The organism is Pelagibacterium lentulum, assembly GCF_003992625.1.
GTDB classification, from domain to species: domain Bacteria; phylum Pseudomonadota; class Alphaproteobacteria; order Rhizobiales; family Devosiaceae; genus Pelagibacterium; species Pelagibacterium lentulum.
In genome coordinates, this window is the sequence record NZ_RZMW01000003.1 from 133,452 (window position 1) to 142,993 (window position 9,542).

Annotated in this window: 7 protein-coding genes; all 7 read left to right on the forward strand. The window is 58.3% G+C overall.

Annotated elements, in window-relative coordinates:
* The first annotated feature begins 34 nt into the window (after positions 1 to 34).
* On the forward strand, positions 35 to 595 hold the full coding sequence (locus tag EO133_RS00910; protein WP_127070710.1) for a F0F1 ATP synthase subunit delta: 561 nt from the start codon (positions 35 to 37) through the stop codon (positions 593 to 595).
* Complete coding sequence (gene atpA, locus EO133_RS00915; RefSeq protein ID WP_127070711.1) at positions 595 to 2,127, forward strand: F0F1 ATP synthase subunit alpha; 1,533 nt, start codon at positions 595 to 597, stop codon at positions 2,125 to 2,127. The genes EO133_RS00910 and atpA overlap by 1 nt, the downstream gene beginning before the upstream one ends.
* A 40-nt stretch (positions 2,128 to 2,167) precedes the next feature.
* Complete coding sequence (locus EO133_RS00920) at positions 2,168 to 3,061, forward strand: F0F1 ATP synthase subunit gamma (protein ID WP_127070712.1); 894 nt, start codon at positions 2,168 to 2,170, stop codon at positions 3,059 to 3,061.
* 17 nt (positions 3,062 to 3,078) lie between these two features.
* Positions 3,079 to 4,518: a F0F1 ATP synthase subunit beta gene (atpD, locus tag EO133_RS00925; RefSeq protein ID WP_127070713.1), complete on the forward strand. Its 1,440-nt coding sequence runs from the start codon at positions 3,079 to 3,081 to the stop codon at positions 4,516 to 4,518.
* A gap of 15 nt (positions 4,519 to 4,533) precedes the next feature.
* Positions 4,534 to 4,956, forward strand: a complete 423-nt coding sequence (locus EO133_RS00930; protein WP_127070714.1) for a F0F1 ATP synthase subunit epsilon — start codon at positions 4,534 to 4,536, stop codon at positions 4,954 to 4,956.
* A 254-nt stretch (positions 4,957 to 5,210) separates the two neighbouring features.
* Entirely contained in the window at positions 5,211 to 7,241 is a 2,031-nt protein-coding gene (locus EO133_RS00935; protein ID WP_244640550.1) for a methyl-accepting chemotaxis protein, read from the forward strand.
* A 208-nt stretch (positions 7,242 to 7,449) separates the two neighbouring features.
* Positions 7,450 to 9,542, forward strand: a 2,093-nt coding sequence (locus EO133_RS00940) for a methyl-accepting chemotaxis protein (RefSeq protein ID WP_248297979.1), incomplete at its 3' end; no start/stop codon positions are given.

A 9,542-nucleotide genomic window follows, 5' to 3' on the forward strand; every position in this document is an offset into this window, starting at 1 on the left:
CAGGCGCGGTGGCGAGCAGCGGGGTTTTAAAGGTTTGAGCGCAACACAGTCTGTTTTGTCCCAGATCGCCCAGCCCTATGCGGCAGCTTTGTTCGATCTGGCTTCGGAGGCCAAGGCGGTCGAAGAGATCGAAAAGAGCCTTGATGCGGTTTCGGCCCTCATCGATTCGTCCGACGATTTTTCCCGTTTTCTTGCAAGTCCAACCCTTTCGGCCGATGCCAAGCGCTCTGCGCTCGAGGCGGTTCTTGCCAAGGCCAAGACGCCCGAGCTTGTCGCCAATACGCTGCGGCTGGTTGCAAAGAACGGGCGCTTGTTTGCTGTTCCATCGATCATCAAGGCCTATAAGGCAAAGGCCGCTGAAGCCCGCAATGAAGTGAGCGCGGAAGTGGTTTCCGCAGCCCCATTGAGCGCTGGCCAGCAAAAAGAACTCGCCAAGGTCCTCAAGGACAAGATTGGCAAGACTGTTTTTCTCAACACGCGTGTCGATGAAAGCCTGATTGGCGGCCTTACGGTCAAGGTCGGCTCTCGCATGATCGACACCTCCCTCAAGACAAAACTTTCGGCCATGAAGATCGCCATGAAAGGGGTCAGCTAATGGATATCAAAGCTGCGGAAATTTCCGCGATCCTCAAAGACCAGATCAAGGATTTCGGCAAGGAAGCCCAGGTTTCCGAAGTCGGTCAGGTTCTTTCCGTCGGTGACGGTATTGCCCGCGTTTACGGCCTGGACAATGTGCAGGCCGGTGAGCTTGTCGAATTTCCCGGCGGCATCATGGGCATGGCGCTCAACCTTGAAAGCGACAATGTCGGTGTCGTTATTTTCGGCGCTGACCGAGCGATCAAGGAAGGCGATACCGTAAAGCGCACCGGTTCGATCGTTGATACCCCTGTCGGCAAGGGCCTTTTGGGTCGCGTTGTCGACGGTCTTGGCAATCCGATCGACGGCAAGGGACCAATCGAGTCCACCGAGCGCCGCCGCGTTGACGTCAAGGCTCCGGGCATTCTGCCGCGCAAGTCGGTGCATGAGCCGATGTCGACGGGTCTGAAATCCATTGACGCGCTGATCCCCATTGGCCGTGGCCAGCGTGAGCTTGTGATTGGTGACCGTCAGACCGGTAAGACCGCCATCATTTTGGATACGTTCCTCAACCAGAAGCCTGCCCACGACGAAAATCGCGAAAACGACAAGCTCTATTGCGTTTACGTCGCTGTCGGTCAGAAGCGGTCCACCGTTGCCCAGTTCGTCAAGATGCTCGAAGACAACGGCGCGATGGAATATTCAATCGTTGTCGCTGCGACGGCTTCGGATTCTGCGCCCATGCAGTTTCTAGCACCGTTTACCGGTTGCGCGATCGGGGAATATTTCCGCGACAATGGCATGCATGCCGTTATCGCTTATGACGACCTGTCCAAGCAGGCCGTTGCCTATCGTCAGATGAGCCTGTTGCTGCGCCGTCCTCCCGGACGTGAAGCCTATCCCGGCGACGTTTTCTATCTGCACAGCCGTCTTCTCGAACGCGCTGCAAAGCTCAACGAAAATCACGGTTCGGGTTCGCTGACCGCGCTGCCGGTCATTGAAACTCAGGCCAACGACGTGTCGGCCTATATTCCCACCAACGTGATTTCGATCACCGACGGCCAGATCTTTCTGGAAACCAACCTGTTCTTCCAGGGCATCCGTCCGGCTGTGAACGTTGGTCTTTCGGTTAGCCGCGTTGGTGGCTCGGCCCAGATCAAGGCGATGAAGCAGGTTGCCGGTTCGCTCAAGGGCGAATTGTCCCAGTATCGCGAAATGGCGGCTTTCGCCCAGTTCGGTTCGGATCTTGACGCTGCAACCCAGCGCCTTTTGAACCGCGGCGCGCGTCTGACCGAGCTTTTGAAGCAGCCCCAGTTTTCCCCGCTCAAGACCGAAGAACAGGTCGCGGTGATCTTTGCGGGTGCCAATGGCTATCTCGATGACCTGCCGGTGTCCGGTGTTGGTCCGTTCGAGCAGGCGCTTTTGGGCAATCTGCGGTCCAAGCATGCCGACCTTCTGGGCGATATCGCCACGGAAAAGGCATTGACCGATCCGATCAAGGAGCGGCTGGTTGCGGCCCTCGACGCATTCAAGAAGACCTACGCGGCCTGATTTTCAGCCTCGTGTGGTTGGCAAGGAGCTTTAAAGCGCAATGCCCTCTTTGAAAGACCTAAAAAACCGGATCACCTCGGTCAAATCGACCCAGAAGATCACCAAGGCCATGCAGATGGTCGCCGCCGCCAAGCTTAAGCGGGCGCAGGAAGCGGCAGAAGCTGCACGGCCCTATGCCGAGCGCATGGAAAGCGTGCTGTCGAGCCTCGGGGTTGCCTATGCAGGCCGACCCGACGCACCGAAACTGCTGGCTGGCACTGGCTCGGATCAGACCCATTTGCTGGTCGTTGCGACCGGTGAGCGTGGTCTGGCCGGTGGCTTTAATTCCTCGATCGCCCGTCTGGCACGCGATCATACCACCAAGCTCCTGTCGGAAGGCAAGACGGTCAAGATCCTGTGCGTGGGCAAGAAGGGCGCCGATATCCTGCGGCGTCAGTTTCCCAAGCATCTGCTCGAGGTGATCTCGCTGCGCGAAGTCAAGCAGTTGGGCTATGGCACGGCCCAGTCGATCGGGGAAAAGGTTCTGGCCATGTACGAGGCTGGCGAGTTCGACATTGCCACGCTCTATTATGCGACCTTCCGTTCGGTGATATCCCAGGTGCCGACCGCCCGCCAGATTGTTCCTGCCCAGGTCGATGTGACCGACGAGGATGCCGCGGCAAAGCCCGCCGCAGGCGGTGCGATCTACGAATATGAGCCCGACGAAGAAGCCATTCTGGAGGATTTGCTGCCCCGCAATGTCAGCGTGCAGATTTTCCGGGCCTTGCTCGAAAACAACGCCTCGTTCTTTGGCGCGCAGATGAGCGCCATGGACAATGCGACCCGCAATGCCGGTGAGATGATCACCAAGCTGCAGCTGTCCTATAACCGGCAGCGCCAGGCTCAGATCACCAAAGAACTGATCGAAATCATTTCGGGCGCTGAAGCGCTCTAGAGATAAAGGAAAGACCAATGGCAGAGAGCAAAATCGGCCGCGTCTCCCAGGTCATGGGCGCTGTTGTGGACGTCACGTTTGACGGTCACCTGCCCCAGATTCTGAACGCGCTCGAAACCGACAACAATGGCAACCGCCTTGTTCTTGAAGTGGCCCAGCATCTGGGCGAGAACGCGGTGCGGACCATTGCAATGGACACCACCGAAGGTCTTGCACGCGGCGTTGAAGTGCGCGATCTGGGCGGCGCGATCTCGGTTCCCGTCGGCGTTGAGACGCTCGGGCGCATCATGAACGTCATCGGTGAGCCCATCGATGAGGCCGGTCCGGTCAACACCCCCGGCCGTCGCGAAATTCACCAGGACGCGCCAGCGTTTGTGGATCAGGCCACCCAGGCCGAAATTCTCGTCACCGGCATCAAGGTCATCGATCTGCTCGCGCCCTATGCGCGTGGCGGCAAGATCGGCCTGTTTGGTGGTGCTGGCGTGGGCAAAACCGTTCTGATCCAGGAATTGATCAACAACGTGGCCAAGGCCCATGGTGGTTATTCGGTTTTTGCCGGTGTTGGCGAGCGGACGCGTGAAGGTAACGATCTTTACTACGAAATGATCGAATCGGGCGTGAACGTGGACCCCAAGGAGAACAATGGTTCGACCGAGGGTTCCAAATGCGCACTGGTCTTTGGCCAGATGAACGAGCCTCCGGGGGCCCGTTCGCGCGTTGCGCTGACCGGTCTTTCGATTGCCGAAGATTTCCGTGACAAGGGTCAGGACGTTCTGTTCTTTGTCGACAACATCTTCCGCTTCACCCAGGCCGGTTCGGAAGTGTCGGCGCTTCTGGGCCGCATTCCGTCGGCGGTGGGCTACCAGCCGACACTGGGCACCGACATGGGTGCGCTCCAGGAACGCATCACCACGACCAACAAGGGCTCGATCACTTCGGTGCAGGCCGTTTATGTTCCTGCTGACGATTTTACCGATCCTGCACCGGCCTCGACCTTCGCGCACCTTGACGCGACAACTTCGCTCAACCGCGCGATTTCGGAAAAGGGCATTTACCCTGCCGTCGATCCGCTCGATTCCAATTCCCGCATGCTTGATCCCAACATTGTTGGTGAAGAGCATTACCGCACCGCCCGTGACGTTCAGGAAATCCTGCAGCGCTACAAGTCGCTCCAGGACATCATCGCCATTCTCGGGATGGACGAGCTTTCCGAAGAGGACAAGCTCACCGTTGCCCGCGCCCGCAAGATCGAACGCTTCATGAGCCAGCCGTTCCACGTGGCCGAGCAGTTCACGGGTTCGCCCGGCATCTATGTCGAACTCGAAGACACCATCAAGGCGTTCAAGGGCCTTGTGGCTGGCGAGTACGATCATCTGCCAGAACAGGCATTCTACATGGTCGGCACCATCGACGACGCCGTCAAGAAGGCACAGAAGCTGGCTGCAGAAGCCGCGTAAGGGATAGGTCCGATTATGGCCGAAGGCGTCAAAATCGATATTGTTTCGCCCGAGTATCTCGTTTTGAGCACTCATGCGCGGTCGGTGATCGTGCCGGGTGCCGAGGGCTATCTGACGGTCATGGGCGACCACGCGCCGCTCATGACGGTGCTCAAGCCTGGCTTTGTCACGGTTACCGAGACAAGCGGGGCGGTGCAGCGTTTCTTTGTTGCGGGTGGTTTTGCCGACATTTCAAATGCCGGGCTGACCATTCTGGCCGAAGAATCCAAGCCTGCCGCCGAGTTTGGTCGCAGCGACATCGAAGCCAAGATCGCCGTTGCCCAGCAAAAGCTCGCGGCCGCCGAAGGCCTCGAGGCAAAAAGCGTGGCGCAACAGGAGCTTGATACCTGGAAGAACCTGCTTCTTGAAGCGGCCGGGACGAGCGGTACAGGGCATTAAACTGCAAGGCTGAATACATCCAGTTATTTATGCTGAGACAGGCGGCCCTCGGGTCGCCTGTTGTGCTATGGGGAAGTCAAACTTGACTAAAAGTCCCGGATTCCTTGCGTTTTGGTTCACTCTCTCTTAATGCCCCCTGTCGTAATTTAACCATCAGGGACGCAAGACGAGCTGACGATCCAGGGCCGCCCGTTCGGGCATTTGAGATCACAGCAATATTGATCGGCCAAGCCATGGCTCACCATGGAAGGCAAATGCGCGGCTTTCATCAGGCCGCGCGGCAGAATGCGCTGTGCCGGATCGGCCGGGACGGTTCTCAGATGGGCTTATTGGGCACAGAAGGTGCTGGGGGTTACAGGGTAATGAAAATTCGAGGCAAGATTTTTTCCATTGTCGGGCTGATGGGCCTAGTCGCAATGATTATTGGCGGTATGGCCGCTTATGTGGCCATTGAATACAATGATCGGATGCAGAGGCTCGAGAACCTCTCGGACCGCATTTATATGGGCGAGCACCTCAACAGGTTGGTGACTGCCGTGGTCATGGATTCGCGCGGCATTTATGCCTCCAATACGACCGAGGAAGCCACACCATTCGCCAACGGCATCATGAGCTACCTTGATCGGATTGATGCCCTGCTAGACGACTGGCGGCCACTTGTCGATGCCGAAGGACTGGCCGATTTCGATCAGGTCGTAGTGCGCGCTGCCGAGTTCAGGGAGTTCCGCACCGAAACGGCACGGCTGGGCCGCGACGTCGATCCTGCCCTTGCCAATGAGCAGGGTAACAATATCGATAATCGCACCAACCGCCGGCAATATCAGGCTGAAATCGATACTGTCGTAGAGCGCGATACCTTGCTCATGCACCAGATGGCGGAGGAATCCGAGGCCTTTAGTGCCCGCACTTTAATGATTATTGGCGCCACCGTGCTGTTTGGCCTTACGGCAGGCGTCGGTGTTGCCGCCTATATTGGCACAACCCAGCTTGCGCGCCCCATTGGCCGGCTGACCGATACGATGCAATCGCTGGCCGGGGACGATCTTGAAGTCGAAGTTCCCTATGTCGGGCGTACCGATGAAATCGGCGCCATGGCCGGGACGCTGCAGGTCTTTAAGGAAAACGCGATCATGGTTCGCGCCATGAGCGATGAGGAAAAGGCGCGGGCCATGCAGACGGCCGAACGCGCCAAGATGATGGAAGATTTCCAGGCCGAGTTCGATCACGCCGTTGCCGCAGCGATCGAAGGCGATTTTTCCAAGCGCATCGACAATCATTTTGCCGATGAGGACATCACCCGGATTGCGTCCAACTTCAACTCGCTGCTCGAAAGCGTCGATACGGGGCTGGCCGAAGCGGGTGAAGTTCTTGGCTCTCTGGCCCATACGGACCTTACCCGCCGTATGATCGGCAATCACCGCGGCGCCTTCCTGAATCTCAAGACCGACATGAACCGGGTGGCCGATACGTTGACCGACGTGGTGACCAAGCTTCGGAGCACCTCGCGCGCGGTCAAGGTCGCCACGAGCGAAATCCTTTCGGGTGCCAACGATCTGTCCGAGCGCACCACCAAGCAGGCGGCAACGATTGAGGAAACCTCAGCGGCCATGGAGCAATTGGCAACCACGGTCATGGAAAATGCCAAGCGGGCGCAGGACGCCAGCGCAACGGCAATGACGGTAACCACTTCTGCCGAAGAGGGCGGTCAGGTGATGAGCGATGCCAATTCGGCCATGGAGCGCATCACCACGTCTTCAGCCAAGGTGTCCGATATTATCGGAATGATCGACGATATCGCCTTCCAGACCAATCTTCTGGCGCTCAACGCTTCGGTTGAAGCGGCGCGGGCTGGGGAAGCGGGCAAGGGCTTTGCGGTTGTCGCAGTTGAAGTGCGCCGCCTCGCCCAATCGGCTGCCGAGGCCTCCTCGGAAGTCAAGGCGCTGATCGAGCAATCCTCGAGTGAAGTCGATCAGGGCTCGCGCCTGGTCGCCCAGGCGTCCGAAAAGCTTTCGGCCATGCTTGAAGCGGCCCGGTCCAATACCCGCTACATGGAAGAGATTGCGCGGGAAAGCCGCGAACAGGCTTCGGCCATTGAAGAGGTCAATGTCGCGGTGCGTCAGATGGACGAGATGACCCAGCACAATGCCGCGCTGGTGGAAGAAACCAATGCAGCCATCGAACAGACCGAGGAACAGGCCAACCGGCTCGATTCGATTGTCGAGATCTTCAGGATCGACGGCAATGAAGCCGAGACCAGTTACGTCCATGCAAGCGCTGCAGCCTGAGGGTAGCCGCTTGCGCTGACTGGAAAAGCACGACTTGTGCCGGACGGGGCCCGTTCCCGCCCGGCGGTTTTTTGACAAGGACGCATGATGGGTGCGCCGACGCGGGGCTCCCGGTTGCTGCGGAAACCATCGCTTAATCTAATTTGCGTAGGGTCCAATCCATATTCGCCCTGGGGGGTGCATCTCCCTGTCTAGAAGGAGCAGGCAAATGCAAGGGTTTACCGGAACATTTCTAGGACGTATCAAGCTGACCGTCGCAATCGCGGCAATGGTTGTTTCCGCAGTCATTCTCTCGGTTGGGGCTGTTGTTCTTGCGGTTTATATTTCACTGACTGCCAATTCTGCAGCCGTGGCTGAAGCCACGCAGAACGCCAATATTCGTACCGCAGCAACAATCTTGCGCGGGATGGGGGGTATTCAGGTCGACTGGACCGAAGAAGGCCGAATTGAAACAATCGGCACATGGGTGATGCCGCGCTTTTACAATGACGACGTGGTTGAATCGATCGCGCGCGTGACCGGTGAAACCGCTGCGATCTTTACCTGGAACAGTGGAACCGGCGCCTTTGAGCAGGTTTCGACTTCGATACGCGATGCCGAAGGCAACGCCATCGTGCATCCGGTAATCGATCAGGCTTCGCCAGTCTTTGAGCGACTCAGCGCCGGTGAAGCGGTCTATGTGCCGACCGAGCTGAATGGCATTCATTACTACTCGGTCTATCAGCCCATTTCCTATCTTTCGGGTCAGGACGTTCTCGGTGCGCTTTATGTCGGCGTCGAACAGGATGCGATCACCGCAGTCGTTACCAATTCGATGAATCTGCTGTTGATCGTGGGCGCGATCGCCATTTTGGCTGTGGGCGGGATTTCGGTTCTTGCCGCGCGTTTGGTTTCGCGTCCGATCCCGAAGCTTTCTCGTGTGATGGATGACATTGCGCAGAACAGGTTCGACGTTGAGGTTCCCTATACCGCCAATTCCAACGAGGTTGGGGATATGGCGCGGGCGGTGGAAGTTTTCCGCCAGAACGGGCTCAAGGTTGCCGAGATGACCGAGGCGGAAGCGGCCCGGATCATTGCGGACGAACAAGCGCGGCGCAAGATGATGGGCGAGTTGCAGTCGGCCTTTGGCGCGGTTGTCGATGCGGCGGCCAAGGGCGATTTCAGCCATCGGGTGGATGCACAATTTGCCGATGCCGAACTCAACGGGTTGGCGCAAGGGGTCAATACGCTTGTCGAGACTGTCGACCGGGGCCTTGGCGAAACCGTTTCGGTGCTTGGGGCGCTGGCCCAGACCGATCTGACGCGCCGTGTCGAAGGCGAATATGAGGGCGCCTTTGCCCAGCTTCGGGACGATACCAATGCGGTGGCCGACAAATTGTCCGATATTGTGGGTCAGTTGCGCACGACCTCGCGGGCGCTCAAGATCGCAACCGAGGAAATCCTTTCGGGCGCCAACGATCTGTCCGAACGCACGACCCGTCAGGCGGCAACGATTGAGGAAACCTCTGGCGCCATGGAACAGCTTGCCACAACGGTTCTGGAAAATGCCAAGCGGGCCCAGGAAGCCAGCGCGACAGCATTGACCGTTACCAATGCCGCCGAAGAGGGCGGGCAGGTGATGGGCGAAGCCACGCTGGCCATGGAGCGGATCACAACGTCTTCGGCCAAGGTCTCCGACATCATCAAGATGATCGATGACATCGCGTTCCAGACCAATCTTTTGGCGCTGAACGCTTCGGTTGAAGCGGCGCGGGCCGGGGAAGCTGGCAAGGGGTTTGCGGTTGTCGCGGTTGAAGTGCGCCGTCTTGCCCAATCGGCAGCGGAAGCCTCCTCGGAGGTCAAGGCGCTGATCGAGCAGAGCGCCAATGAAGTGGATGGGGGCTCCAAACTGGTGGCCCAGGTTGCCGATAAACTTGGCGTCATGGTTGAAACCGCCCGTGCCAATACCCTGCTGATGGAAGAGATCGCCAAGCAGAGCCAGGCTCAGGCATCGGCAATCGAAGAGGTCAATGTTGCGGTCCAGCAGATGGACGAAATGACCCAGCACAATGCGGCGCTGGTTGAACAAACCAATGCTGCGATTGCCCAGACCGAAGAGCAGGCGTCCACGCTCGATGGCATTGTCGATATCTTCAAGCTTGCCGGCAAGCACGATATCCACGCGCTGCAGGCCAAGGCAAAGACGGCAGCCAATGGGCTGGTGTCCAAAAAGCCTGAAGCCAAGCCCGCCGCTCCCGCTGCTGGTGCCAAGGCAGTGCAAAAGACACAGCAAAAGGCCAAGCAGGCCTATCTCAGCCAGGG

Excerpts from the sequence above, each read along its gene's own strand:
- EO133_RS00930 (WP_127070714.1), top strand. The coding sequence starts at position 4,534 with ATGGCCGAAGGCGTCAAAATCGATATTGTTTCGCCCGAGTATCTCGTT.
- EO133_RS00935 (WP_244640550.1), top strand. The coding sequence starts at position 5,211 with ATGCGCGGCTTTCATCAGGCCGCGCGGCAGAATGCGCTGTGCCGGATC.
- atpD (WP_127070713.1), top strand. The coding sequence starts at position 3,079 with ATGGCAGAGAGCAAAATCGGCCGCGTCTCCCAGGTCATGGGCGCTGTT.
- EO133_RS00920 (WP_127070712.1), top strand. The coding sequence starts at position 2,168 with ATGCCCTCTTTGAAAGACCTAAAAAACCGGATCACCTCGGTCAAATCG.
- atpA (WP_127070711.1), top strand. The coding sequence starts at position 595 with ATGGATATCAAAGCTGCGGAAATTTCCGCGATCCTCAAAGACCAGATC.